This window comes from Streptomyces sp. PA03-5A, from assembly GCF_033792725.1.
Lineage (GTDB): Bacteria > Actinomycetota > Actinomycetes > Streptomycetales > Streptomycetaceae > Actinacidiphila.
The window spans coordinates 38,790-64,720 of record NZ_JARAVL010000024.1 but is presented as its reverse complement, the minus strand read 5'-3'; the positions used below and the strand labels follow the sequence as shown (position 1 = coordinate 64,720).

The following is a 25,931-nucleotide window of genomic DNA, read 5'->3' as shown; positions in this document are numbered from 1 at the left end:
GTCACAGGGTTGTAACGTGATATAGGCCCGGCCGGACGGTGCGTGCACCGCGGAGGGAAGCGGGGCGACCCATGAGAGGTTCCGTGCACGAACTGGCCGCGGCGTACGCGCTGGACACCCTCGCGCCGCGGGAACTGCGCCGATTCGAGCGGCATCTGATGCGCTGCGACGCGTGCGCCGAGCGGGTGCGGGATCTGGCCGGGGACACCGTGCGGCTCGGCAACCCGGGTTCCGCCGCGCCGCCGCCCCCGATGGTCCCGCTGTTGGTGGACGGGGTGCCGGTGGACGGGGTGCGGGGGGATCAGGAAGCGCCGCAAGCCCTTGAACCCCTGGAACCCCTGGAACCCCTACGACCGGGCCGGTGGTGGGAGGCGTGGCGCCGGCCGTCCCCGGCGCGTCTGGCCGCGACGGGCGCCGGGGCGGCCCTCCTGGTCTGCGCGGTGCTGGGCGCCCTGCTGCTGCGGACCGCCACCCAACTGGACCGGGAACGGGGGAACGCGCGTGCGGTGAACGAGGTTCTGACGGCCGCCGACGCCCGCCCGGCCTTCGCGAGCGACGACCATGGACGGGGGGTGACCGCCGTGGTGTCACGGGACCTGCGCCGCGCCGTGGTGACGGTGCACGGGCTGCCGCGCCTGGAGGGACGGACCGTCTACCAGCTGTGGCTGGTGAGCGAGCGCCCTACGTCCTTCCGCTCCCTCGGCGTGCTGGGCGCCGATCCGGCGGCGGACGGCACGCCCGCGCCGATCGTGACCGACGGGCTGAACGAGCGGTCGTACGCGTTCACCGTGACGGTTGAGCCGACTGGCGGATCCGTGGTGCCGACCTCGGATCCCATGGTGCAACTTCCCCTGCTCGCGCTGGGGATCGGTTCGTGACCGTCAACCCCCTTGACGGGCAGGTGAATCCGGGAGCGCGGATGCATAGGTGACGCCGCAGGACGATAGGGTTACCCTGCCCGGTGCCGGGTGCCCTCGAACGGGTGGGGAGTGTCATGGATCAGATAGCAATGCGGAGCAGGCCGCGAGTGCCTGCCGTCACGTGCGGGAGCAGCGCGTCCAGCGCGCGTCTCGACCGCCATCTCTCGGTGCTGGCCGGCCCCGCCGTGCCGCAACGGGAGGCGGAGGAGGCCACGCTGTTGATGCGCGAGCTGACCTCGCGCGACCACGTGCGCGCGAACGCCAACCGCGGGGCGCGTGTGTCGCTGTTCGCGCCGCTGCGGCGGCTGCGCCGTTCGCTCTTCGGCAGCCGCGGCTGACCGGAGGCGTTCTCGGCGTTCCTTTCAGCGGACAGGCTCGGGCGCAGTACACCGTCCCGGCACCGCGCTGCGTCATGCGGCGCGTCGGTGTACTCCGTCCGAGCCTGTTGTCGTGTCGACTTGTGGTCACAGCAGGGCGAACTGCCCGTCCGGTCCCTCTTCGTGGTGATCCAGCACGGAGGCCGGGCGGCGCGCGGAATCGGGCACCGGCAGGACGCGGGCCGCGCGCAGCTCGGCGGCACTGATCCGCGGGCCGTCCGCGACCCGGGCGGCGAGCGCGCGACGGGACGGCCGCAGCTCCGCCAGCATCGCCAGCACGCTGATCAGCTCCAGCAGTTCGGTCGTCCTGGCCCGCGGCCAGGCGGCGGGCCGGACCGCGTCGAGTCCCTCCGCCGCCCCGGTGGGGAGCCGCCGCTCGAACCAGGTCTCCAGCACCCGCGTCCCCCCGGCGTGGAACTCCCAGGCCGCCTGCGGCACCGGTGCCACCCGCCCGCTCCCCAGGACCAGCGCCTGCTCCTCCGGGTCGTACGACGGGGCCTCCCGCGGCACGTCGGGCAGCGCCGCCCGGACGTAGGGGCGCCGGCCGCCGGGCAGCCGGGGATGCCCCGCGGGGCGGTCCTCCGCCGGATCGGCGAAGCGGGTGCCCCGGGTGTGCAGCCACAGCAGACGGCGGCCCAGTGCGACGCCCTCCGCCCACAGCGCCGGATCGGCGGTGAGCGGGACCTCGACGGGCGAGCCGGTGGCGAGCGCGGCGACCCAGGCGAGCACGTCCTGTGCGCCGACCGGGGTGTCCAGCCGACGGGCGAGCCGGTCCAGCAGACCCGGCGCGAGGTTCGGGTCCCGTCCGCCGGGGCGGCGGAACAACGGCCGGATCCGGCCGGGCCGGCCGGCGGGGGAGTGGCCGTCGGGGAGCAGCGCGGAGAAGGCCAGCGGCGGCCCCGGGACCTGCGGCAGGCGCGCGAGTTCCACCGCGTACAACTGCCGGTCCTCGTCGGCGACCCGCCACAACTCGGGGCGGGCGGCGTCGATCAGGCGCTGGTCGGGGATGAGCCACTGCAGGTCGTACGGGCCGTGGAGCACCCGCACCGGCTCCGCGCAGGCGCCCTCCTCGCGCTCCAGCCGGGTGGTGGACGCCGGGTGGCCCGGCAACTGGGCGACGGCGGTGCGCGGGGTGCGCGCCCGGGTCGGATGGAACAGCCGCTCGCGCTCGGCGCCCCCGGCCTTCACCAGCCGGTCCCAGCGCGAGGTGAGGGTCGCCGCCTCGGGGGCCATGACCCAGCTCCGCCCCAGGCGCAGGGGCGGGACGGACCACGGCATCAGGTCGGCCAGCGTCGGCGCTTCATCGCTCACATCGCTCACCGTGGGCATGCTACTGACGCCCCTCAGGGTGCCTCCACGGTCACGGTGAAGGAGAAGCGGTCGCCCCGGTAGCGGATGCGCACCACGTCGACCGCGCGGCCCGTGTCGTCGTAGGTCACCCCCGTGTAGTGCAGGATCGGGCTGAGCAGGGGCACCTGCAGCAGCCGGGCGGTGTCCGGGTCGGCCAGCCGCGCCTCGACGGTGTCGGTGATGCGGCTGATCCGAACCCCGAGGGCGTCCCGGAGCACCTTCGTCATCGGCCAGCGCGCCAGGTCCGCGAGGTCGATCCGGGCGGCCAGTTCCGGCAGGACGAAGTTCTCCGCCCAGTTGGTGGGCTCACCCGACTCGTCGCAGCGCAGCCGGCGGTAGGCGACGGCCTCCGGCAGCCCGGGGAAGTACTCGGCGTACTCCTGCGGCACGGGCGCCGGGCCGTGGCCGAGCACGCTGGTGCGGTCCCCGGACTGCTGGGCGACGATCGCGTCGACCGAGCCCAGCAGCCGCACCGGTGCCCCGCGCCGTGCGGCCGGTTCGATGAACGTGCCGCGCCGCCGGTGGCGGCTGATCAGCCCCTCCTCCTCCAGCTCCTTCAGCGCCTGCCGCATCGTGAGCACGCTGACGCCGTAGTGCCCTGCCAGCGCGTCCTCGGTCGGCAGCCGCAGCGGGGCGTCCGGACGACGGCCGAGTATCGAGGCGCGCAGGGACTGCGAGACCTGGTACCACAAGGGGAGTTTGCGGTTCAGGACCAGCGAGTCGGGGGCGAAGGTGCTGCTCGGGCTCGTCGTCATGGCCTGAAGTGTCGCTCAAGCCCCCGCCACACGCCGTCGTAGTCCCGCTGCAGGTGCTCCGCCCCCAGCGCTTCCGGGGTCGCCACCACCGGCCAGCGCGTCTCGAACATGAAGGCCAGCCCGTCGTCCACCTTCTGCGGGACCAGCTCGGCGGCGCTCGCCTTGTCGAAGGTGGTCCGGTCCGGGCCGTGCGCCGACATCATGTTGTGCAGCGACGCCCCGCCGGGGACGAAGCCCTCCGCCTTGGCGTCGTACGCGCCCTCGACGAGCCCCATGAACTCGCTCATCACGTTCCGGTGGAAGTACGGCGGGCGGAAGGTGTCCTCGCCGACCAGCCAGCGCGGCGCGAAGACCACGAAGTCGGCGTTGGCCAGGCCCGGGGTGTCGGAGGGCGAGGTCAGCACGGTGTAGATCGACGGATCGGGGTGGTCGTAGCTGACCGAGCCGAGCACGTTGAAGCGCCGCAGGTCGTAGACGTAGGGCACCAGGTTGCCGTGCCAGCCGACGACGTCGAGCGGGGAGTGGCCGTACTCGGCGGCCCACAGGTTGCCGCCGAACTTGTTCACCACCTCCACCGGTTCCTCGCGGTCCTCGTACGCCGCGACCGGCGCCATGAAGTCCCGCGCGTTGGCCAGGCCGTTGGCGCCGATCGGGCCGAGGTCGGGCAGCCGGAAGGACTGGCCGTAGTTCTCGCAGACGTAGCCGCGCGCCTCCCCGTCCGGCAGCTCGACGCGGAAGCGCACCCCGCGCGGCACCAGCGCCACGTGGCCCGGCCCGGCGGCCAGGACGCCCAGTTCGGTACGGATCAGCAGCCGGCCGCGCTCCGGCACGATCAGCAGCTCGCCGTCGGAGGAGGAGAACACCCGGTCGGCCATGGAGCGGTTGGCCGCGTACCAGTGGATGCCGATGCCCTCGCGGCGCAGCACGTCACCGTTGCCGCCGACGGTGACCAGGCCGTCCACGAAGTCGGCCGGCTCCTGCGGCAGCGGCAGCGGGCTCCAGCGCAGCCGGTTGGGATCGGGCTCGGCCTGCGTGAAGGGCGCGCTGCGCAGCCGCCCGTTGGTGATGCGGCGGAACGGCGGATGGGCCGCCGAGGGGCGGATGCGGTACAGCCACGAGCGGCGGTTGTGATGCCGCGGCTCGGTGAAGGCGGTGCCGCTCAGCTGCTCCGCGTAGAGGCCGAGCGGGGCGCGCTGCGGTGAGTTGCGGCCGACCGGAACCGCTCCGGGGACCGCCTCGCTCATGTGCTCGTTGCCGAAGCCGGGGAGGTAGGCGAGGTCCCTGCCGGCCTGGATCTCTGTGCTGGCGATCTCTGTGCTGGTCACGATTCCTATGGTTGTCCATAGGAATCAACCCCGCAAGGGATCGGCCTGTCCCTGTGGAAAACCGGCATGATGGACCTCGTGCACAGCAGCGGCAACGGTCTCCGGCGCGTACCCGTCCAGCAGCGCAGCGCCGAACGCTTCGCCCGGATCCTCGACGCGGCCGCGGCGATCCTCGACGAGGGCGGCTACGAGGAGCTGAGCACGCGGGACGTGGCCGCCCGCGCGGGCGTGCCGATCGGCTCGGTCTACCGCTTCTTCTCCAACAAGCGCGCCATGGCGGACGCCCTCGCCCGCCGCAACCTCGACAAGTACCTCGCCGGGGTCACCGACCGCCTCGACGCCCTCGACGCCCTCGGCCCGGCCCCCGGCCACGCGGCCCCGGGTGGCACGGCCCCCGGCGGCCCCGGGGACTGGCGCCGCCTGATCGACGTCGTCGTCGACCAGTACGTCGCCATGCGGCGCACCGTGCCCGGCTTCGCCCTCGTCAGCTTCGCCGGCCCGGCTCCCGGCCCCGCCGTGAACGACCTGGCCAACCACCTGGTCGCCGACCGGCTGCGGGCCCTGCTCATCGCCCCGCTCGGCGCCGCCGGCGTGGCCGTGACCGACGACCGGCGACTGCGGACCGCCTTCGTGGTGGGCGTGGAGGCCGCCGACGCCCTGCTCAAGATGGCCTTCCGCGCCGAGCCGCAGGGCGACGCCTCGCTCATCGCCGAGACGAAGGTGCTGCTCCGCGCGTACCTCGCAGGCGTTCTGGAGCCGTAGCGCCGCGAGTGCTATCCCGACATGCATACCGGTCGGTATGGTGACCGCACACGAGGAAGCGTCCTTGCCCCGGGAGGCCCGATGGCCAGCAGTCGTACCGCCCTGCGTATCTGTCCGCTGTGCGAGGCCACGTGCGGACTGACCCTGACCATCGACGCGGACCGGGTCACCGGCGCCCGCGGCGACCGCGACGACGTCTTCAGCGCGGGCTTCATCTGCCCCAAGGGCGCCTCCTTCGGCGAGGTCGACGGCGACCCCGACCGGCTGACCCGCCCGCTCGTGCGCCGCGACGGCGTGCTCACCGAGGCCACCTGGGCCGAGGCGTACGCGGCCGTCGACGAGGGCTTCGCCCGCGTCCGCGCGACCCACGGCACCGCGGCGACCGGCGTCTACCTGGGCAACCCCAACGTGCACACCATCGCCGGCGGCCTCTACCCGCCGACGGTCATCCGTGCCCTCGGCACCCGCGCGCTGTTCTCCGCCAGCACCCTGGACCAGATGCCCAAGCAGGCCGCGTGCGGCCACCTCTACGGGGACGCGCTCGCCGTCCCCGTGCCCGACCTGGACCGCACCGACCACCTGGTCGTCATCGGCGGCAACCCCCTGGTGTCCAACGGCAGCCTCGCCACCGCCGCCGACTTCCCCGGCAAGCTCAAGGCGCTGCGTCGCCGCGGCGGCAGACTCACCGTCATCGACCCCAAGCGCACCCGCACCGCCGAACGCGCCGACCTCCACATCGCCCCGCGCCCCGGCACCGACGCCGCGCTGCTCTTCGCCGTCGTCCACGTGCTGTTCGAGGAGGGGCTCACCGGCCTCGGCCACCTCGAAGGCCACGTCACCGGCGTCGACGAGGTCCGCGCACTGGCCCGCGACTTCACCCCCGAGGCGGTCGCCCCGTACTGCGACGTCCCCGCCGAGCTCATCCGCTCCCTCGCCCGCGACCTGGCCGCCGCCCCCAGCGCCGCCGTCTACGGACGCCTGGGCAGCACCGCCGTACGCTTCGGCACCCTCGCCAGCTGGCTGATCGACGTCCTCAACATCCTGACCGGCAACCTCGACCGCCCCGGCGGTGCGATGTTCCCGTTGCCGGCCACGGCACGCGCCCCGCGCCCGGCCGGCCCCGGCCGGGGATTCACCACCGGCCGCTGGCGCAGCCGGGTCTCCGGCCACCCGGAGGTCGCCTCCGAACTGCCCGCCGCCGCACTCGCCGAGGAGATCGACACCCCCGGCGACGGGCAACTGCGCGCCCTGGTCACCATCGCGGGCAACCCCGTGCTGTCCGCCCCCGACGGGGCCCGCCTCGACCGGGCCCTGGCGGGGCTGGACTTCATGGTCAGCGTCGACCCGTACCTCAACGAGACCACCCGCCACGCGGACGCCGTCCTGCCGCCGCCCCCGCCGTCGCGCAGCGCCCACTACGACTTCGCGTTCGGCAACTTCTCCGTGCGCAACAACGCCCGCTACAGCCCGCCCGCCATCCCCCTGGAGGACGGCAGGCCCGGGGAGCCGGAGATCCTGGCCCGGCTCGCCCTCCTCCTCGGCGGCTTCGGCCCGGAGGCCGACCCCGCGCTCGTCGACGAGCAGGCCGTCACCCACCGCCTGGCCAAGGAGACCGCCGACCCGCACTCCGCGGTCCACGGCCGCGACCCCGCCGAACTGGCCGCCGTGCTCACCGGAGGCACCGGCTACGAGCGGCGGCTCGACATGATGCTGCGGCTCGGCCCGTACGGCGACGGCTTCGGCGCCGACCCCGACGGCCTCACCCTGCGCAGCCTCCTCGACCGGCCGCACGGCATCGACCTCGGCCCGCTGCGCCCCCGCGTCCCCGAGGTGCTGCGCACCGTCTCCGGCACGATCGAACTGGCGCCCGCGCCGCTCACCGCCGACGTGCCCCGGCTGCTGGCGGCGGTCACCGGCAGGTCCGGGGACGGGCTGGTCCTCATCGGCCGCCGCCACCTGCGCTCCAACAACAGCTGGATGCACAACGTGCCCGCGCTCACCGGCGGGAGCAACCGCTGCACCCTCCAGGTGCACCCCGAGGACGCCACCCGCCTCGGCCTCACCGACGCGGCGCCCGCCCGCATCAAGGGCGACGGCGGCGAGATCGAGGCCCCGGTCGAGATCACGGACGCGGTGCGGCCCGGCGTGGTGAGCCTGCCGCACGGCTGGGGCCACGACCGCGCGGGCACCCGGCTGACGGTCGCGTCCCGTGAACCGGGCGCCAACCTCAACCAGTTGCTCGACGGCACCCTGCTCGACCCGCTGTCGGGCACGGCCGTCCTCAACGGATTCCCCGTCCAGGTTGCCCCGGCGTGACCCACCGCACGGGGTGCCGCCCTGGAAACGGAAAACTATCGGCGCTAGTTTGGGCGGGCCACGGCAGGTCCGCCCGGGAGGACAAGGGATGAAGCCGCACGACGGGATGTACATCGACGGCGAATGGCGGCCCGCCGCCGGCACGGAGACGATCGACGTCGTCAACCCCGCCGACGAGCAGGTGTTCGCCACCGTGCCCGCGGGCACCGCCGCCGACGTCGACGCGGCGGTCAGCGCCGCCCGGGCCGCGTTCCCCGGCTGGGCCGCCACGCCGCCCGCCGAACGGGCCGCCCGGATCGCCGCGCTGCGCGACACCCTCGCAGCGCGCCGCGACGAGATCGCCGAGACCGTCACCGCCGAACTGGGCGCGCCGCTGCCGTTCAGCCAGGCGGTCCACGCGGGGCTCCCGGTCGCGGTCGCCGGCTCGTACGCCGAACTCGCCGCCGGCCACGCCTTCGAGGAGCGGATCGGCAACTCCACCGTCCTCCACGAGCCCGTCGGAGTGGTCGGCGCGATCACCCCCTGGAACTACCCGCTCCACCAGATCGTCGCCAAGGTCGCCCCCGCGCTCGCCGCCGGCTGCACGGTCGTCCTCAAGCCCGCCGAGGACACCCCGCTGGTCGCCCAGCTCTTCGCCGAGGCCGTCCACGAAGCGGGCGTGCCCGCGGGCGTGTTCAACCTCGTCACGGGTCTCGGCCCGGTCGCCGGACAGGCCCTGGCCGCCCACGAAGGCGTCGACCTGGTCTCCTTCACCGGATCCACCGCCGTCGGCCGGCAGATCGCCGCGACCGCGGGCGCCGCCGTCAAGCGCGTCGCCCTGGAACTCGGCGGCAAGTCCGCCAACGTCATCCTCCCGGGCGCGGACCTCGCCAAGGCCGTCAACGTCGGCGTCGCCAACGTCATGTCCAACAGCGGCCAGACGTGCAGCGCCTGGACCCGGATGCTCGTCCACCGGGACCGGTACGAGGAGGCGGTGGCCCTCGCCGTGACGGCCGCCGCCAAGTACGTGCCCGGCGAGCGCATCGGCCCCGTCGTCAACGCCAAGCAGCACGAGCGCGTCCGCGGCTACATCGCCAAGGGCGTCGAGGAGGGCGCCCGCCTCGTGGCCGGCGGCACCGAGGCCCCCCGGGAGCGCGGCTACTGGGTCAGCCCCACCGTCTTCGCGGACGTCACCCCGGAGATGACGATCGCCCAGGAGGAGATCTTCGGCCCCGTCCTGTCGATCCTGGCGTACGAGGACGAGGAGGACGCGCTGCGCATCGCCAACGGCACCGTCTACGGCCTCGCCGGGGCGGTCTGGGCGGCCGACGAGGCGGCGGCCGTCGCCTTCGCCCGGCGCATGGACACCGGCCAGGTCGACATCAACGGCGGCCGCTTCAACCCGCTGGCCCCGTTCGGCGGGTACAAGCAGTCCGGTGTCGGGCGCGAGCTCGGCCCGCACGGCCTCACCGAATACCTCCAGACCAAGTCCCTCCAGTTCTGAGCGCAGGAGAAAACACCGTGGTCCGCGCCGCCGTACTGCCCGCCGTCAACGCGCCCCTGACCCTCGCCGAGATCGACCTGCCCGAACCCGGGCCGGGCCAGGTACGGGTCAGGCTCGCCGCGGCCGGGGTGTGCCACTCCGACCTGTCCCTGTCCAACGGGACGCTGCGGCAGCCCGTGCCCGCCGTCCTCGGGCACGAGGGCGCCGGCACGGTCGTCTCCGTGGGCGAGGGCGTCACGGGCGTGACGCCGGGCGACCCCGTCATCCTCAACTGGGCGCCCTCCTGCGGCGCCTGCCACTACTGCGGGCTCGGCGAGCCCTGGCTGTGCGCCGCCGCGGGCGCGGCGGCGGGCGTGCCCTACGCCAAGCTCGTGGGCGGCGGGGACGAGCTCTACCCGGGGCTCGGGACGGCCGCGTTCGCCGAGGAGACCGTGGTCCCGGCGGCCGCGGTGCTGCCCCTCCCGGACGGGGTGCCGCTCACCGAGGCCGCGCTCCTCGGGTGCGCCGTGCTCACCGGCTACGGGGCGGTCCACCACAGCGCCGGGGTGCGCCCCGGGGAGTCCGTCGCGGTCTTCGGTGTCGGGGGCGTCGGCCTCGCCGTCCTCCAGGCCGCCCGCATCGCGGGGGCGGGCGCCGTCGTGGCCGTCGACGTCTCCCCGGAGAAGGAGGCCCTGGCGCGGGCCGCGGGCGCCACGGAGTTCCTCCTCGCGGGGGAGGACGTCGCGAAGCGCATCCGCGCGCTGACCGACGGGCACGGGGCGGACGTCGCCATCGAGTGCGTGGGGCGCGGCGAGACGATCCGCTCCGCGTGGTCCTCGACGCGGCGCGGCGGGCGCACGACGGTGGTGGGCATCGGCGGGAAGGGGGACCTGGTCTCCTTCTCCGCGCTGGAGCTCTTCCACTTCGGGCGCACGCTCTCCGGGTGCGTGTACGGGAACAGCGACCCGGCGCGGGACCTGCCGGTGCTGGCGGAGCACGTGCGGGCGGGGCGGCTCGACCTGTCGGCGATGGTCACGGAGCGGATCGGGCTGGAGGGGATTCCGGGGGCGTTCTCGGCGATGCTTTCGGGGAGGGGCGGGCGGGCGCTGGTCGTCTTCTGACCGGTTCGTCGCCGTCCGTGGGTCGTTTGCGCCTGCGGCGGGCGTCCACCCGTCCGCCCGCCCTCCCCCAGCCTTCGGCCGGGGGGACCCCCATCCGGCGCGGTCAGTGACCGCCTCGCGCGGTCGTTGTGGGGTTGGTGCCGCGCCGGCGCACGCCCCCAGCCTTCGGCCGGGGGGACCCCCATGTGGGCACCCCGCCACACCCCCTCCAGCCGTATGGGCGACTAACGGCCGGACGGGGTGAGAAGGCGGTCCGGGGTTGCCGCAAGTGCCCTACTGACCCCCCACCGGCCGTCAGTCGCCCCAACTCGTGGGTGGGGGTGTGGCGGGGTGCGCCCATGGGGGTCCCCCCGGCCGAAGGCTGGGGGAGACGAGCGGCGGACCCGGGCACCGAACGATGTCGGGCCAAACCGCGAGCGCTGAGGACGTGCGCCGGCGCGGCCCCGACCCCAGACGAACAGAGCGCCGGCCCGCACTGACCGCGCCGGGCAATCGGGAGGACGGGCGGGGGAGAAACCGCAACCGCAACCACAACTGCGCCGCACCCGCACATGGACGCCCCAACCGTGTCAAGCCACGAAATGAAGGGGCGTGACCGGGAGCGGGCACGCACCGCCTACTGGAGGGAGTCCAGATACGCGGGCCGCACAGGCGGCCCCCGCCCGAGGGGAACTCCCATGCCGCACAAGATCTTGACCCGCCGCTTCTTCGCGCTCGCCGCCGCCTCCGCCTTCGTGACGGGAGGCGCGCTGCTGCCCACGACCGCGTTCGCCGATGATTCCGGGTCGTACTCGACGCTCCTCCACACCGACGACATGAGCCAGGACGGTTCCGGCGGCTCGATCGGGTCCGACGGCTGGGACGGGGGTAACTGGGACCCGGGCCGCGGTGACCACGACGGGGACGGCTACGGCGGCGGCGTGGACACCGGCGACGACTGGCGCACGCATCCCGTCTGCTTCGCCGCCCCCTGCGAGCTGTGAGGCCTACTGGGCCTCGGGGGCCGGTGCCCGGTCGAGCGCAGCGAACTGCACCGCGAGGCCGTCGACGAGGGCGCGCAGGCCCGTCTCGAAGGCGCCCTCGTCCACCTGCGCCTGCCGCTGCGCGAGCAGGTGGGCCTGCCCGAGGTGCGGGTAGTCCGCCGGGTCGTACGCCGACGGGTCGTCGACGAACCCGCGCGCGAAGGACCCCAGCGCCGAGCCCGCCACGAAGTACCGCATGAGCGCGCCCACGCGGGTGGCGTGGGCCGGGGGCCAGCCGGCGGCGGTCATGCCGCCGAAGACCGCGTCGGCCATGCGCAGGCCCGCCGGACGGCGGCCCGGGCCCTGCGCGAGGAACGGGACGATCTGCGGGTGGGCGGCGAGCGCGGCGCGGTAGGAGCGGGCCCAGGCGACCAGGGCGTCGCGCCAGTCGCGGCCGTCGTCGAACATGGAGAGGTCGACCTCGCCGACGACCGCGTCGGCGACCGCGTCCAGGATCCCGTCCTTGGTCGTGAAGTGGTTGTAGAGGCTTGGCCCGCTGACGCCGAGCTCCGCCGCGAGACGGCGCGTGGAGACGGCCTGCAGTCCCTCCCCGTCCACGAGCGCGAGTGCCGTGGCGACGATGCGTTCTCGGCTGAGCAGGGGCTTGCGGGGGCGGGCCATGCGGCACATAGTAGAGGCTGCCGCCAGGAAACTAGCAGTGATAATTTAAAGCCGAACCGAGGTGCGCCGTGAATCTTGAGCTGTCCGAGGAGCAGGCCGCGGTCCGCGCGCTGGCCGCCGAGTTCGCCGAGCGCGAGATCGTGCCGCACGCGGCCGCGTGGGACCGGGCGGAGGGCGTGGACCGGGGCATCGTCAAGAAGCTGGGTGCCGTGGGCTTCCTCGGGCTGACCATCCCGGAGGAGTACGGCGGCTCGGGCGGCGACCACCTGGCGTACTGCCTGGTCACCGAGGAGCTGGGGCGCGGTGACTCGTCCGTGCGCGGGATCGTCTCCGTCTCGCTCGGGCTGGTGGCGAAGTCCGTCGCCCACTGGGGCACGGAGGAGCAGAAGCGGGCCTGGCTGCCCCGGCTGGCCTCCGGCGAGGCGGTGGGCTGCTTCGGGCTGACCGAGCCCGGCACCGGGTCGGACGCGGGCAGCCTGACCACGCGGGCCCGGCGCGAGGGCGGCGACTACGTGATCAACGGCGCCAAGATGTTCATCACGAACGGCACCTGGGCGGACGTGGTCCTGCTCTTCGCCCGCACCAACGACCTCCCCGGCCACAAGGGCGTCAGCGCCTTCCTCGTGCCCACCGGCACCCCCGGCCTCACCCGGCACGAGGTGCACGGGAAGCTGGGGCTGCGCGGCCAGGCCACGGCGGAGCTGGTGCTGGAGGACGTGCGCGTGCCGGCCTCGGCGATGCTCGGGCCCGAGGGGAAGGGCTTCTCGGTGGCGATGTCCGCCCTGGCCAAGGGCCGCATGTCGGTCGCCGCCGGGTGCGTGGGCATCGCGCAGGCGGCGCTGGACGCGGCCGTGGGCTACGCCAAGGACCGCGTGCAGTTCGGCAAGCCGATCGCCGCGCACCAGCTGGTGCAGGAACTGCTCGCGGACATCGCCCTGGACGTGGACGCGGCCCGGCTGCTGACCTGGCGGGTCGCCGACCTCATCGACCGGGGCCGGCCCTTCGCGGCGGAGTCGTCCAAGGCGAAGCTCTTCGCGAGCGAGGCGGCGGTGCGCTGTGCCAACAACGCGCTGCAGGTGTTCGGCGGCTACGGCTACATCGACGAGTACCCCGTGGGCAAGCTGCTGCGGGACGCCCGCGTGATGACCCTCTACGAGGGCACGAGCCAGATCCAGAAACTGCTGATCGGCCGGGAGCTGACGGGGATCGCGGCCTTCTGACGGGGCCGGCCGGCGCCGACCGACCGCTCGGTATCTAAGCGCTTGCTCAGCGTCCATGTAGGGTGTCCGCCATGGACGTGGAGGCGGAGCAGTCGGAGCGGACCGAGGCGTGGACCGGCATCACCCCTGATGCCGCCAGGCGGCTGGTGATCGCCGCGGTCGAGGCGTTCGCGGAGCGCGGCTACCACGCGACGACCACGCGCGACATCGCGGGCCGGGCCGGCATGAGCCCCGCGGCGCTCTACATCCACTACAAGACCAAGGAAGAGCTGCTCTACCAGATCAGCGTGGTCGGGCACCGGCTCTCCCTCGGGCTGCTCCAGGACGCCGCGGACGGCGCGGGCGGCCCCGCCGAACGGCTGGCCACGGCCGTGCGCTCCTTCGTCCGCTGGCACGCGGAGCACCACACCACCGGCCGCGTCGTGCAGTACGAGCTCGGCGCGCTCGGCCCCGAGCACTACACCGAGGTGGTGGAGCTGCGCCGGGAGAGCGAGGCCGCGGTCCGCTCGGTCATCCACGACGGCGTGCAGGCCGGGGACTTCGACGTGCCGGACGTCTCCGGGACCACCGTCGCGCTGCTGTCGCTCTGCATCGACGTGGCCCGCTGGTTCAACCCCGGCGGGCGCAGGACGCCGGACGAGATCGGCGCGCTGTACGCCGATCTCGCCCTGCGCATGGTCGGGTACGCGCCCCGTCAGAGGTAGAAGCGGACGACCGTCTCGGCCACGCACACCGGCTTGTCGCCGCCCTCCCGCTCCACGGTGATCGCCACGACGAGCTGGGCGCCGCCGGGGACCTCGCTCACCTCGGCGATCCGGCCGCCGGCCCGCAGCCGTGAGCCGACCGGCACGGGGGAGGGGAAACGGACCTTGTTCACGCCGTAGTTGACGCCCATCTTCACGCCCTCGACCCGCAGCAGCTCCGGGGTGAGGGACGGGATCAGCGACAGCGTCAGGTAGCCGTGCGCGATGGTGGTGCCGAAGGGGCCCTCGGCCGCCTTCTGCGGATCCACGTGGATCCACTGGTGGTCCCCGGTGGCGTCCGCGAACAGGTCGATCCGCTTCTGGTCGACCTCCAGCCAGCCGGTCGTCCCGAGGTCCTCCCCGATGGCGTCCTTCAGTTCGCCGACCGAGGTGAAGATCCTGGGCTGTCCCATGTCATGCCTCCCGTACTGTCCAAGCGCTTGCTCAGCATGGTCTCCGCGGAGGATCCGTGTCAACGCCCCGCACCCGGCGCGTATCAAGGGCCGTTCATCCGGTTTGTGACTATCTTTCATCTCCGTATGCCCCTGTTCGCGCCGGTGGAGGAGACGGAAGTGGCCGAGGCCCCCACGGAGACCAGCCCGTCCGACTGGCACCCGGTGGAGGTCCGAAGCGGCGGCGGCACCCCTTCCCCGGCGGCCGTCCGCACCGTCCTGCTGCGCCCCGCGACCTGGCCCCAGAGCTGGCTCGCCCTCGCCGTCTACTGGCTCGCCAGCCGGGTGGTCATGCTGGCCCTGCTGCGCAGCGGGCAGGGCGACATCGCCCGCGAGGTGCACTTCCTCTACCGCCACTGGAGCGAGGGCTTCGCGCACGGGACCTTCCCCGTGGGCGACGTGACCTGGCAGTACCCGCCCGGGGCCGCGCTGGTGATGCTCGCCCCGGCGCTGCTGCCCGGGCTCAGCTACCTGCAGGGCTTCGTCCTGCTGTCGCTCGCCGCCGACGCCGTCGTCCTGGTCCTCCTGCTGCGGGCCGGGACCGGCCGGCCCGGACGCAGCACGGCCGGTGCGTGGCTGTGGGCGCTCGCCCTGCCGCTGCTGATGCAGCTGCCCTACGCCCGGTACGACCTGATGGTCACCGTCGTCGCGGTCGGCGCGCTGCTCGCGCTGCCCGCGCGGCCGCGGCTCGGCGGCGCGCTCGCCGGACTCGCCGCCCTGATCAAGCTCTGGCCCGTGCTGACCGTGCTCGGCACCCCGCGCGGCCGGACCACCCGGCAGACCTGGACCGCGCTCGCCCTGTCCGCGGGCGGGCTGCTGCTGGTGCTGTGCACCGCGTTCCGCGGCGCCCTCGGCTTCCTGTCCGCACAGCACCACCGCGGGGTCGAGATCGAGTCCCTCGGCGGCACCTTCCTGCACGTCGCCGAGATGTTCGGCTGGCCGGGGCGCGTGGTCGCGCACTACGGGTCGCTGGAGTTCACCGGCCCGTACGTCGCCGAGATCACCACCGCCTCCCTGCTGCTCACCGGGGTCGCCCTGGTGTGGCTGCTGATGTGGCGCGTGAGGGCGGCCCGTTGGACCCCGGCCACTCCGTACGACGCGGCGCTCACCGCCGTGCTCCTGTTCACCGTCACCAGCCGGGTCATCAGCCCCCAGTACCTGGTCTGGCTGATCGGCCTCGGCGCGGTCTGCCTCACCGTGCGGCAGACCACCCAACGGCCGGTCGCCGCGCTGGTGCTGCTCGCCACCGCCGTCACCACGATCGACTACCCGCTGTTCTTCACGGACGTCACCGCCGCCACCTGGCAGGGCGCCGCCATCGTCGCGGTCCGCAACGCGCTGCTGGTCGCCGCCGCGCTCGTCTCCTGCGTACGGCTGTGGCGCACGAGTGTTCCGCACCGCAAGCGGCTCGCCGAGCTCCCGTAGAGTCGGCACGTGGCGAGGATCCCGGGCGAGCCCCGCGAACTGACCGTCGGCCAGCTGAGCGGGCGCAGCGGGGCCGCCGTCTCCGCGCTGCACTACTACGAGGCCCAGGGCCTGATCCGCAGCCGCCGCACAGCCGGCAACCAGCGCCGCTATACCCGCGACACCCTGCGCCGCGTCGCCTTCATCCGGGCCTCGCAGCGGGTCGGCATGCCACTCGCCGCGATCCGCGAGGCGCTGGACGGCCTGCCCGAGGGCCGCACCCCGGACCGGGCCGACTGGGCCCGGCTCTCTGCGGGCTGGCGAGCCGAACTCGACGCCCGCATCGACCGGCTCACCGCCCTCCGGGACAGCCTCGACGACTGCATCGGCTGCGGCTGCCTCTCCCTGGACCGCTGCGCCCTGTCCAACCCCGGCGACACGCTCGGCGACCAGGGACCGGGCGCGCGGCGGCTGCTCGGTACGGAGCCGCCGCCGCGCCCCGCGCCCGCTACCAGATCGCGGGCCTGCGGCCGGCCCACGGACGGGCCGCCTCCAGCTGCGCCGACAGCGAGATGAGCGTCGCCTCGTCCCCGTAACGGCCGCCGAACATCACACCGATCGGCAGCCCCTCCTCCGTCCAGTGCAGCGGCACGTTCACGGCCGGCTGACCGGTCGCGTTGAAGATCGGGGTGAACGGCGTGTAGGCGGCCAGCCCCGCGAACTCCGCCGCCGGGTCGTCGTCGTCCCGCAGGCCCGCGCTCCCGACGAACGCCGGGGGCTGTGCCAGCGTCGGGGTCAGCACCAGGTCGTACGAGGACAGCAGCGCGTCCGCGATCAGCTGCCCCAGCGCCCGGAACGCGTACAGCGACGCCGCGAAGTCCGGGCCGCTCACCTTGCCGCCCTCGGCACGCAGGTGCCGCGTGAGCGGCATCAGCAGCTCCTCCTGCTCCGGCGCCACCGGGTAGACGGTGGCCATCACGCCCCACACCCGGGTGAAGGCGTGCAGGATCGCGTCGTCGACGGGCAGTTCGATCTCGTCCACCTGGTGGCCGAGCCCGCGCAGCAGTTCCGCGGTCCCCTCGTACGCGGCGCGGCAGTCCGGGTGCAGTTCGACCCCGGGCACGGGGGGCTGCGGCAGCCCCACCACGCGCAGCGTTCCCGGCTCACGGGTGACGTACGAGGAGAAGGACTCACCGGGCGGCAACGACGGCGCGCTGTACGGGTCGCCCGGCATCGGGCCCGCCAGGACGTCGAGCAGGGCCGCCGCGTCCGCGACCGTACGGGCTATCGGGCCGCTGCCGCTCAGACCGCTGACGTCGTGCTGCACCGGGCCCGCGCTCACCCTTCCGCGGCTGGGCTTGATGCCGAACAGGCCGCAGACGGAGGAGGGTATGCGGATCGAGCCGCCGCCGTCGCTGCCCTGCGCGACCGGCGCCAGCCCCGCGGCGACCGCGGCCGCCGCGCCGCCGCTGGAGCCGCCGGCGGACCGCTCCAGGTCCCACGGGGTGCGGGCGGGTGGGGCGAGCTTGTTCTCGGTGTAGCAGGGCAGCCCGAACTCCGGGGTGTTGGTCTTGCCCAGCAGGACCGTCCCGGCCGCGCGCAGCTTGGCGGCGACGTGGTCGTCGACGTCCGGCACGTGGTCGGCGTACGCCTGCGAGCCGAGCGTGCAGCGCACGCCGGCCACGAAGTTGAGGTCCTTGACCGGAACGGGGACGCCGTGCAGCGGCGACAGCTGCCCTTGGCGGTCCTCGCGGCGGGCCGCGAGCGCCTCCGACTCGGCGTCGGCGGCCTGCTTGCGGGCGATCTCCGGGGTCACGGTGATGAACGCCCCGAGGGTGTCGTTGTGCCGGTCGACGCGGTCCAGATAGTGCTCGGCGAGTTCCGTCGGGGAGACCTCCCCGGCCTTGATCGCCTTCCCCTGCTCCAGCGCCGTCAGATCGTGCAGCTCCGCCATGTGCCGGTCCCGTCCCGTCGCGCGAGGGTGTGCGTTGCCTGGGGTGGCATCGTCGCACCACGGCCGCGGGGGTGTCAGTAGCGCGGCGCGCGGTGCGCTTTGCGCTCCCGGGTGCGCTCTGTGGGGCCCGGTTGTCGTGTGCGGGTTGTCTCCGCCTGCGGCGGGCGGTTTCCCCGCCGCCCTCCCTCCCCCAGCCTTCGGCCGGGGCTGCCCCCAACTCCCCCGCCCCCTCCGTATCGCCGGGCGACCAACGGCCGGTGGGGGGTCAGTGAGGGGTCCGGGGTTGCCGCAGGTGCCTACTGAACCCCCACCGGCCGTCATGCGCCCCAACCGGCATGAGGGGGTGTGGCGGGGTGCGCCCATGGGGGTACCCCCGGCCGAAGGCTGGGGGAGACGAGCGGCGGACCCGGTGCCCAATACTGCAGGGGTAAACCGCGAGCGCTGAGGACGTGCGCCGGCGCGGCCCCGACCCAGGCACACGGTGGGCAGGCCCGCACTGACCGCGCAGGGCAATCGGGAGGGCGGGCGGGTGGATGCCCGCCGCAGGCGCAGCCGCCCGCAACCACAACGGCGCCGCACACGACAACCAGGCCCCACAGAACGCACCTCGGGTCGCAAGCCGGGCACCGCGCGCAGGCTCACCCCGTGGGGGCGAGCGCACCGCGCGCCTCCGCGAGCGCGGCCTCGCAGAGGACCGGGAGCGGGACCACGATCCCGCATCGCCCGCACACGGGCCCCGCCCCTGGGTAGTGGTTGAGCCCGTTCCGCCACCGCAGGTGCGACTCGCCGCAGACCGGGCACCCCGTACCGGGCCCCGCGTCGATCGCCGCGATGATGCGCCGCAGTACGTCGGCCAGCCGGTCGTCGGGGTGGACGCGGGGGTCCTCGCACCAGGCGACCCCGTTGCCGCCCCAGGTGCGCCGGTGCCAGTCGTCGAGCGCGCCGGGCTGCCGGATGCCGTAGAACTTCTCCTCCTTGCGGCGGGCCGCGAACTCCCCCTCGTAGGTGAGCCAGACCGCTCGCGCCTCCTCCAGTTCCGCGAGGGCCGTGACGAGCCGGACCGGGTCCGGCTCGCGGTCGTCGGGCGCGATCCCCGCGCCGGCGCACAGGTGGTCCCAGGTCGCGCGGTGCCCGTACGGCGCGAAGCGCTCGAGGCACCTGCGCAGGTAGGTGCGGCGCTGGGTGGGGGAGCGCCGGGGATCGCGCACCTGTCTGGCGAGGCTCCGGAATCCGGCCATGGTGTGTGCCACCTCCGTCGTCGGTGTCGCATCGCTGTCGAATGGACGTAACGGACGGCGTTCCGGATCCATCCCCGGGGCGGCGAGTTCCAGCCGGGATGGCGTAGCTCAAACGTGACGCATGTTCATCTTACCGGGGGGTCATATTTCGAAGTAACCTGCGTCACACCGCGCTTCGTGAGGAGTGGTCATGCGAGCCAGATTTGTCAGGTTCAGGACAAAAATCAGAACGACCGCCGCAGCGGCGGTCCTCGCCCTGGGTGCGAGCCTCGTCGCCCCGTTGCCCATGGCGGCGCACGCCGCCCCCGTCACCGACTACTGCCAGGGGCGGTGCTCGGACATCCTGCCGCCGGGTGAGAACGGCAACGCCACCCTCGCCCAGATCCTGCTCAACCAGATCTTCGGCACCCAGCCGGAGCACGCGGAGGACCAGCTCGGGCCGTACGCGAACCTGGCCGGCGGGTACCAGAACCTCACCGACGCCACGATCAACAACTTCTTCAACGACGCCTCCTTCGGCGTCCCGTCCGGGCAGGTCGCCTCGACGACCTCGCCCCGCAGCGACGTGACGATCACCCGGGACAAGAAGACCGGGGTGCCGCACATCTCCGGCACGACCCGGTACGGGACGGAGTTCGGGGCCGGGTACGCCGCGGCGCAGGACCGGCTCTGGCTGATGGACCTGTTCCGGCACGTGGGACGCGGCCAGCTGACCTCCTTCGCCGGCGGCGCCCCCGCGAACCAGGGGCTGGAGCAGGAGTTCTGGCGCGCCGCGCCGTACACCGAGGAGGACCTGCAGGCCCAGGTCGACTGGATCGCCACGCAGAACGGGGAGCGCGGCCGGCAGGCGCTGGCCGACGTCAACGCCTACGTCGACGGGATCAACGCCTACATCGCGGCCTCCGACAGCGGCCGCTACTTCCCCGGTGAGTACGTGCTGACCGGCCACAAGGACGCCATCACCAACGCCGGCACCATCGAGAGGTTCAAGTCCACCGACCTGATCGCCCTGGCGTCCGTGATCGGTGCGCTGTTCGGCACCGGAGGCGGTGGCGAGGTGACCAACGCCCTGTCCCTGCTGGCCGCCCAGCAGAAGTACGGGGTCACCGAGGGCACCAGGGTCTGGGAGTCCTTCCGCGAGCGCAACGACCCCGAGGCGGCCCTGACCGTGCACGACGGCCGGAGCTTCCCGTACGCCGTCCGGCCGGAGAACCCGCAGGGGAGGGCGCTGCCCGACGCCGGGAGCGTGACGGTCGAGCCGCTGGTCTACGACCGCACCGGCAGCGCGGGCACCGCGAAGGCGTCCGCGGCCTCGAAGAGCGCCACCACCACGGCCCTGTCCGCCAGCACCCGAGGCATGTCCAACGCGCTGCTGGTCAGCGGCGCGCACACCGCGAGCGGCCACCCGATCGCCGTCTTCGGCCCGCAGACCGGCTACTTCGCGCCACAGCTGCTGATGCTCCAGGAGATCCAGGGCCCCGGCATCAGCGCCCGCGGCGCCTCCTTCGCGGGGCTGAGCATGTACGTGGAGCTGGGCCGTGGCCAGGACTACGCGTGGAGCGCGACCACCTCGGCCCAGGACATCACCGACACCTACACGGTGGAGCTCTGCCAGGACGACGTCCACTACCTCCACCGCGGCACCTGCACGGCCATGGAGAAGCTGGAGCGCAGCAACTCCTGGAAGCCGACGACCGCCGACGGCACCGCGGCCGGTTCCTACCGGATGCAGATCTACCGCACCGAGTACGGCCCGGTGACGCACCGTGCCACGATCGGCGGCAAGAAGGTCGCCTACGTGTCGCTGCGCAGCTCCTACATGCACGAGGCCGACTCGGTCGTCGGCTTCCAGATGCTCAACGACCCGGCCGCCGTCACCGACGCGGCCTCCTTCCAGCAGGCCGTCCAGCACATCAACTACACCTTCAACTGGTTCTACGCCGACTCCCGGCAGGCGGCCTACTTCAACAGCGGCGCCAATCCGGTGCGGGCCGCGGACGTCGACCCGACCTTCCCGGTCCTGGCCGAGCCCGCCTACGAGTGGCGCGGTTTCGACCCCGCCCACAACACCGCCGACTACACGCCCGCCTCGGAGCACCCGCAGTCCGTCGGCCAGGACTACTACGTCTCCTGGAACAACCGGCAGGCCAAGGACTACGACGCGGCCGGGTTCGGCAACGGCTCGGTGCACCGCGGCAACCTCCTGGACGACCGGGTGAAGAAGCTGGTCGCGGCAGGCGGGGTCACGCGGGCCCAGCTGACCAGGGCGATGGCCGACGCGGCCCTGACCGACCTGCGCGGCGAGGACGTGCTGCCCGACCTGCTCAAGGTGCTGCGCAGCGGCACGGTCTCCGACCCCGCGGTGTCCGCGGCCGTCACCAAGCTCTCCGACTGGGCGACCGCCGGCGCCAAGCGCCGGGAGACCTCGCCGGGTTCGCACGCCTACGCCAACGCCGACGCGGTGCGGATCATGGACGCGTGGTGGCCGCTGCTGGTCCAGGCCGAGTTCGAACCGGGCCTGGGGAGCGAGCTGTACGCGGCGCTGACCGCCAACCTCACCGTCGACGAGGCGCCCTCGGCCGGGCACGGCCCGACCGGGTCGCACGCCGGCAGCTCCTTCCAGTACGGCTGGTGGTCCTATGTCGACAAGGACATACGGACGGTGCTCGGCGAACCCGTGCAGGGCGGCCTGGCGCGCCCGTACTGCGGCGGCGGCGACCTCGCGGCCTGCCGGGACGTGCTGAGCGGCACCCTCAAGCAGGCCGCCGCCAGGACCGCTGCCCAGGTGTACCCGGGTGACGAGAACTGCTCGGCCGGCGACCAGTGGTGCGCCGACACGGTCATCCACCGCACCCTCGGCGGCATCAAGCACGGCAAGATCAGCTGGCAGAACCGCCCGACCTACCAGCAGGTCGTGGAGTTCCCCGCCCACCGCTGACCCGTCGTGCACGGCCCGCGCGGGCCGGCGCCCGGCCCACGGCCTCAGGCCAGGAGCCGGCCCGCGCGCAACACGATCCGCGCCAGCTCGGGGTGGCAGATGTCGCTGTGCGCCCCGGAGGGCGGCCCCCCTCGGCGCACCACGGCCGAGGCGTCCACGCTCACGCACCCGGCCCGGGGGAACGCCCCCCGCAGCGCCTCGGCCAGCGGCACGTCCATGGTGTCGTCGACCGCCTTGATGCCGTCGTGGCCCGTCGCGCCCCAGCGGTCGCCGAGGTCGGGCCCGAACCCCTGGTCGTCACCCGCCAGCCGGGAGGCGATCGGGTACATCGTGCCGAGCGCCGTGTCGTGGCGGGAGTAGCAGGACACCACCGGACCTGCCACCTTGAGCCGGGCGGCGCTCAACGCGCCGCCGTGGGCCCCGTCGTGGGGGAGCCGTGACGCGAACGCGTAGTGCGAGAAGGCGCCCTGGAGCAGGGTCACCGACTTCACGGCGCGTACCCCGTCGGGCAGTCCGCGCAGCGCGTAGGAGACCAGCCGGCCGCCGAAGCTGTGGCCGACCAGGTGGACGGAGAGCGAGGGGTGGGCCCGCGCGAGCCGGCCCAGGAGGGGGCCCAGTCCGCGCTCGCCCACCGTCCCGGCCCGCCGCTTCATCGCGTAGTACGTCGCCTGGCGCAGCATCTCCTTGGCGCCGTTCCACAGCCGCGTCCAGCCGCCGCCCGCCAGCGGCAGCCCGGTGCCGCCCTCCAGGGCCGCCGCGTACTCCTCGCAGGCGGCCACGGGGTCGCCGCACAGGACGGCCGGTTCGGCCCCCGGCGCCGCGTCGGAGGTGTCGTCCGCGCACAGCCCCGCCACGGCCTGCGGCGGCACCCCGGTCAGCTGCCGCACCAGGGCGGCGAACTCCGCGAACGGCTCCTCGCCGTCGGGGCGTTCCTCCAGCAGTTCGGCGATCCGGCGGATCTCGTCCTCGTGGCCGGGGAAGACCGCCACGAGCGCGTCACGGGTGGCCGCGTCGAGCGCCGGCTCGGGCCGCCGCGGTTCCGGGCCGGGCAGGAGGGCGTCGAAGTCGGGGATCGGCTCGTCGGAGAAGCGCATGGAGGGCCACAGCACGCCCGCGTAGCCGATGACCGTGCCGGGCCGGGCGCGGCCGGCGAGCAGTCCGGGGACGGGGGCGAGGAAACGGTCGTAGAGGCTGGTCGCGCCGGAGCGGTCGCTGTTCCAGCCGTGCGAGAAGACCAGCAGGTCGGTGAGGCCCTTCGCGCCGACGCCCGCGGTGAGCCGGTCGCGCTGTGCCCGGTCGGGATCGCCGTCCGCGTCGAAGGTCAGCTCCCAGTACGGCTCGACACTCATTTCCGGCATGACCGTCCCCCTGGCTCGCCCGGACCGATGCGGTCGCATCATCCCAATCCGGCGGGGATGCGGCCATACACCGCGCGAGGGGAATTCCGGCACCCGCGCGGCGCGCCCTTCCCAAGGTCTGACCGACCGCTTAGTATGCCGACGGGAGCCGTTCCGAGCCGAAGGAGACGCGATGGAAGCGCTGCGCGATGCCCGGGTGGTGGTCACCGGTGCCGGAGGCGGGATCGGGGCGGCGCTGGCCCGGAGATTCGCGGCGCACGGCGCGCGCGTCGTCGTCAACGACCTGGACGAGGACGCCGCCAAGACCGTCGCGGACGAGATCGGCGGCATCTGCGTCCCCGGCGACGCCTCGGCGGTCGTCGAGCCGGCCCGCGCGGCGCTCGGCGGGGGCATCGACGTGTTCTGCGCCAACGCCGGCATCGGCGCCATGGCCGGGGCCGAGGCCGACGACGCCGTCTGGGAACGGGTCTGGGACGTCAACGTCATGGCGCACGTGCGCGCCGCCCGCGCGCTGCTCCCGGAGTGGCTGGAGCGCGGCGAGGGCCGCTTCATCGCCACCGTCTCCGCCGCCGGGCTGCTGACGATGGTCGGCGACGCCCCCTACTCGGTCACCAAGCACGGCGCGCTCGCCTTCGCCGAGTGGCTCGCCGTCACCTACCGCCACCGGGGCGTGCGCGTCCACGCCGTCTGCCCGCAGGGGGTGCGCACCGACATGCTGCGCGCGGCAGGGCACGCCGGCGACCTCGTGCTCGCCCCCACCGCCATCGAGCCGGAGGACGTCGCCGAGGCCGTGTTCCAGGGCATCGCCGACGAGCGCTTCCTGATCCTGCCGCACCCCGAGGCGGGCGCCTACTACACCGCCCGCGCCGGGGACACCGACCGCTGGATCGACGGCATGAACCGGGTGCAGCGGAAGCTGGAGGAGGGCCGCGACGCGTGAGCCCGTACGACGGCAAGCCCTGGCTGCGGCACTTCGCCGAGGAGCTGCACACCCTCCCCGACCCGCCGGTCACCCTGCTGCACGCGTTCCGCGAGGTCGTCGCCCGCGTCCCCGGCCGCACCGCGCTCGCGTACTTCGACGGCCGGCTGACCTACCGCGCGCTCGACGAACTGTCCGATGGGCTCGCCCGGCGCCTGGCCGCCCGCGGCTTCGCGCGCGGCGACCGGCTGGCGATCGCCCTGCAGAACGTGCCGCAGTTCGCCGTCGCCCTGCTCGGCGCCTGGAAGGCCGGCGGTACGGTCGTGCCCGTCAACCCCATGTACAAGGAGCGTGAACTCGCCCACGTACTGGAGGACGCCGGGGTGACCGCCCTGGTCTGCTCCGACCGCGCCTGGGACACGCACGTCCGCCGGACCGCGGCCGGTTCACCGGTGCGGATCCCGCTGACGACCAGTGAACTCGACCTGCAGACCCGGAACGACGCGCGCGTCCTGCCGGAGCGGCGCACACCGGCGGACGACGCGGAGGACCTGCTCGCCGCCGCCCGCGCGGGCACCGCAGGACCGGCGCTGCCCGACCCCGGCCTGACCGCCGGCGACATCGCGCTGATCAGTTACACCTCGGGCACCAGCGGCGTCCCCAAGGGCGCGATGAACACCCACGGCAACATCAGCTACAACGCCGACCGGCAGCGCGCGCACAGCGTCCTGCCCGACGGCGCCACGCTCTTCGCGCTCGCCCCGCTGTTCCACATCACCGGCATGGTCTGCCAGCTGGCCGCCGGCCTCGCCGCGGGCTCCACCGTGGCACTGGCCCATCGCTTCGAGCCGGGCGTCGTCCTCGACGCGCTGCGCGAGCACCGTCCGGCGTACATGGTCGGCCCCTCCACCGCCTACATGGCGCTCATGGCCCGGCCCGACGCCACCGCCGAGGACTTCTCCTCCTTCCACCTGCTCTACTCCGGCGGCGCCCCTGTGCCGCCCGCGCTGGTCGCCGCCTTCCGCGACCGCTTCGGCCACTACCTGCGCAACGGATACGGCCTCACCGAGTGCACCGCGCCCTGCGCCAGCGTCCCGGCCGGTCTGGAGGCCCCGGTCGACCCGGTCTCCGGGACGCTCTCGGTCGGCGTCCCCGGCCCCGGCACGCTGGTGCGCATCGTCGACGACAAGGGCGCCGACGTGCCCTTCGGCGAGCACGGGGAGATCGCCGTCCGCGGGCCCATGGTCGTACCGGGCTACTGGAACCGGCCCGAGGCCTCGCAGGAGGCCCTGCCCGGCGGCGAGCTGCGCACCGGCGACATCGGCTTCATGGACGAGGAGGGCTGGCTCTACGTCGTCGACCGCAAGAAGGACATGATCAACGCGTCCGGCTTCAAGGTGTGGCCGCGCGAGGTCGAGGACGTCCTGTACACGCACCCCGCCGTGCGCGAGGCGGCCGTGGTCGGGGTCCCCGACGCCTACCGGGGCGAGTCGGTGAAGGCCTTCGTCAGCCTCCGGCCGGGGGCCGCGGCGGACCCGGCCGAGCTGATCGGGTACTGCAGGGAGCACCTCGCGGCGTACAAGTACCCCCGCGAGATCGAGGTCCTGCCCGAGCTGCCCAAGACGTCGAGCGGCAAGATCCTCCGCAGGGAGCTGCGCGCACGGCGGGATTGAG

General features: G+C 73.9%; 22 protein-coding genes. 14 read left to right on the top strand and 8 right to left on the bottom strand.

The features are described 5' to 3' along the window. Positions 1-71: 71 nt before the first annotated feature. Positions 72-878, top strand: a complete 807-nt coding sequence (locus PV410_RS27925; RefSeq protein WP_500328465.1) for an anti-sigma factor — start codon at positions 72-74, stop codon at positions 876-878. 116 nt (positions 879-994) lie between these two features. Beyond that, positions 995-1,258 (top strand): hypothetical protein, encoded by a 264-nt coding sequence (locus PV410_RS27920; protein WP_499511025.1) that lies wholly within the window; start codon positions 995-997, stop codon positions 1,256-1,258. A 126-nt stretch (positions 1,259-1,384) separates the two neighbouring features. Here the strand turns inward: PV410_RS27920 and PV410_RS27915 are convergent, their stop codons facing one another. The 3 genes from PV410_RS27915 to hmgA are packed head-to-tail and all read right to left on the bottom strand — an operon-like array spanning position 1,385 to position 4,727. Further along, positions 1,385-2,626, bottom strand: a complete 1,242-nt coding sequence (locus PV410_RS27915; protein WP_500328463.1) for a type ISP restriction/modification enzyme — start codon at positions 2,624-2,626, stop codon at positions 1,385-1,387. Positions 2,627-2,640: 14 nt separating this feature from the next. Next, positions 2,641-3,402: a GntR family transcriptional regulator gene (locus tag PV410_RS27910; RefSeq protein ID WP_500328461.1), complete on the bottom strand. Its 762-nt coding sequence runs from the start codon at positions 3,400-3,402 to the stop codon at positions 2,641-2,643. Beyond that, positions 3,399-4,727 carry a homogentisate 1,2-dioxygenase gene (hmgA, locus tag PV410_RS27905; protein ID WP_500328459.1) on the bottom strand — a complete coding sequence of 443 codons (1,329 nt, stop codon included), beginning with the start codon at positions 4,725-4,727 and terminating at the stop codon, positions 3,399-3,401. The genes PV410_RS27910 and hmgA overlap by 4 nt, the downstream gene beginning before the upstream one ends. A gap of 66 nt (positions 4,728-4,793) precedes the next feature. Here hmgA and PV410_RS27900 point away from each other — a divergent pair, with 66 nt between their 5' ends. The 5 genes from PV410_RS27900 to PV410_RS27880 all read left to right on the top strand — a co-directional run bounded on the left by PV410_RS27900 (position 4,794) and on the right by PV410_RS27880 (position 11,371). Beyond that, positions 4,794-5,489 carry a TetR/AcrR family transcriptional regulator gene (locus PV410_RS27900; RefSeq protein ID WP_500328457.1) on the top strand — a complete coding sequence of 232 codons (696 nt, stop codon included), beginning with the start codon at positions 4,794-4,796 and terminating at the stop codon, positions 5,487-5,489. A gap of 81 nt (positions 5,490-5,570) precedes the next feature. Continuing rightward, the gene (locus PV410_RS27895) at positions 5,571-7,805 is read left to right on the top strand and encodes a molybdopterin oxidoreductase family protein (RefSeq protein WP_500328455.1); all 2,235 of its coding nucleotides are present in this window, start codon (positions 5,571-5,573) and stop codon (positions 7,803-7,805) included. 88 nt (positions 7,806-7,893) lie between these two features. After that, on the top strand, positions 7,894-9,288 hold the full coding sequence (locus tag PV410_RS27890) for an aldehyde dehydrogenase family protein (RefSeq protein WP_500328454.1): 1,395 nt from the start codon (positions 7,894-7,896) through the stop codon (positions 9,286-9,288). Positions 9,289-9,305: 17 nt separating this feature from the next. Beyond that, positions 9,306-10,388, top strand: a complete 1,083-nt coding sequence (locus PV410_RS27885; protein ID WP_500328452.1) for a zinc-binding dehydrogenase — start codon at positions 9,306-9,308, stop codon at positions 10,386-10,388. Between the two features lie 677 nt (positions 10,389-11,065). After that, positions 11,066-11,371: a hypothetical protein gene (locus tag PV410_RS27880; protein WP_500328450.1), complete on the top strand. Its 306-nt coding sequence runs from the start codon at positions 11,066-11,068 to the stop codon at positions 11,369-11,371. A gap of 3 nt (positions 11,372-11,374) precedes the next feature. On the opposite strand, the gene PV410_RS27875 is transcribed toward PV410_RS27880, so the two are convergent. Then, complete coding sequence (locus tag PV410_RS27875) at positions 11,375-12,031, bottom strand: TetR/AcrR family transcriptional regulator (protein ID WP_500328448.1); 657 nt, start codon at positions 12,029-12,031, stop codon at positions 11,375-11,377. A 68-nt stretch (positions 12,032-12,099) separates the two neighbouring features. On the opposite strand from PV410_RS27875, the gene PV410_RS27870 reads away from it, so the two are divergent. Both PV410_RS27870 and PV410_RS27865 read left to right on the top strand, forming a co-directional pair. Further along, positions 12,100-13,251, top strand: coding sequence for an acyl-CoA dehydrogenase family protein (locus tag PV410_RS27870; RefSeq protein ID WP_500328446.1), 1,152 nt, complete (start codon positions 12,100-12,102; stop codon positions 13,249-13,251). Positions 13,252-13,322: 71 nt separating this feature from the next. Then, on the top strand, positions 13,323-13,955 hold the full coding sequence (locus tag PV410_RS27865) for a TetR/AcrR family transcriptional regulator (RefSeq protein ID WP_500328444.1): 633 nt from the start codon (positions 13,323-13,325) through the stop codon (positions 13,953-13,955). Here PV410_RS27865 and PV410_RS27860 read toward each other — a convergent pair. Further along, positions 13,946-14,407 carry a MaoC family dehydratase gene (locus PV410_RS27860; RefSeq protein ID WP_499511013.1) on the bottom strand — a complete coding sequence of 154 codons (462 nt, stop codon included), beginning with the start codon at positions 14,405-14,407 and terminating at the stop codon, positions 13,946-13,948. The genes PV410_RS27865 and PV410_RS27860 overlap by 10 nt on opposite strands. A gap of 126 nt (positions 14,408-14,533) precedes the next feature. Between PV410_RS27860 and PV410_RS27855 the strand changes: the two genes are divergently transcribed. Further along, positions 14,534-15,871 (top strand): glycosyltransferase 87 family protein, encoded by a 1,338-nt coding sequence (locus PV410_RS27855; protein ID WP_500328442.1) that lies wholly within the window; start codon positions 14,534-14,536, stop codon positions 15,869-15,871. Between the two features lie 9 nt (positions 15,872-15,880). Continuing rightward, entirely contained in the window at positions 15,881-16,426 is a 546-nt protein-coding gene (gene soxR, locus PV410_RS27850) for a redox-sensitive transcriptional activator SoxR (protein ID WP_500328440.1), read from the top strand. Here the strand turns inward: soxR and PV410_RS27845 are convergent. Together PV410_RS27845 and PV410_RS27840 are read right to left on the bottom strand one after the other, a co-directional pair. After that, positions 16,359-17,804, bottom strand: coding sequence for an amidase (locus tag PV410_RS27845; protein ID WP_500328439.1), 1,446 nt, complete (start codon positions 17,802-17,804; stop codon positions 16,359-16,361). The genes soxR and PV410_RS27845 overlap by 68 nt on opposite strands. A 638-nt stretch (positions 17,805-18,442) precedes the next feature. After that, the gene (locus tag PV410_RS27840; RefSeq protein ID WP_499511009.1) at positions 18,443-19,042 is read right to left on the bottom strand and encodes a hypothetical protein; all 600 of its coding nucleotides are present in this window, start codon (positions 19,040-19,042) and stop codon (positions 18,443-18,445) included. A gap of 190 nt (positions 19,043-19,232) precedes the next feature. Here PV410_RS27840 and PV410_RS27835 point away from each other — a divergent pair, with 190 nt between their 5' ends. After that, the gene (locus tag PV410_RS27835; protein WP_500328437.1) at positions 19,233-21,980 is read left to right on the top strand and encodes a penicillin acylase family protein; all 2,748 of its coding nucleotides are present in this window, start codon (positions 19,233-19,235) and stop codon (positions 21,978-21,980) included. 44 nt (positions 21,981-22,024) lie between these two features. On the opposite strand, the gene PV410_RS27830 is transcribed toward PV410_RS27835, so the two are convergent. Further along, positions 22,025-23,329, bottom strand: a complete 1,305-nt coding sequence (locus PV410_RS27830; protein ID WP_500328594.1) for a lipase family protein — start codon at positions 23,327-23,329, stop codon at positions 22,025-22,027. Between the two features lie 181 nt (positions 23,330-23,510). Here PV410_RS27830 and PV410_RS27825 point away from each other — a divergent pair, with 181 nt between their 5' ends. Both PV410_RS27825 and PV410_RS27820 read left to right on the top strand, forming a co-directional pair. Continuing rightward, on the top strand, positions 23,511-24,278 hold the full coding sequence (locus tag PV410_RS27825; RefSeq protein ID WP_500328436.1) for an SDR family oxidoreductase: 768 nt from the start codon (positions 23,511-23,513) through the stop codon (positions 24,276-24,278). Then, the gene (locus PV410_RS27820) at positions 24,275-25,930 is read left to right on the top strand and encodes a long-chain-fatty-acid--CoA ligase (RefSeq protein ID WP_500328434.1); all 1,656 of its coding nucleotides are present in this window, start codon (positions 24,275-24,277) and stop codon (positions 25,928-25,930) included. The genes PV410_RS27825 and PV410_RS27820 overlap by 4 nt, the downstream gene beginning before the upstream one ends. Position 25,931: the final 1 nt, after the last annotated feature.